The sequence below is a fragment of the Pseudarthrobacter sp. GQ63 genome (assembly GCF_059758765.1).
Genome location: NZ_JCAXEF010000052.1, coordinates 1 through 219 on the forward strand (window position 1 = coordinate 1; position 219 = coordinate 219).

Sequence of the window (219 nt, forward strand, 5' to 3'; positions counted from 1 at the left end):
CGTCACCTACGACCCCGCCTACGGCTACGAAATGGGCCACATTATCCGCGACGGGCTCGAACGCATGTACGGGCCGGAATCGGAAGACCGGAACCTCATGTACTACCTCACCGTCTACAACGAACCCATCACCCAGCCCGCCGAACCGGAGGAACTGGACGTCGAGGGCGTCATCAAGGGCATCTACCTGGTCGCCCCGGCAAAGATCGACGGTCCCCG

The 219-nt window shown here is 62.6% G+C and carries 1 protein-coding gene; it reads left to right on the forward strand.

The genetic code is table 11. The features are described 5' to 3' along the window. Positions 1-219 (forward strand): hypothetical protein (locus tag AC6CHP_RS20800; protein WP_498232075.1); only part of this gene is annotated, 219 nt, incomplete at both ends.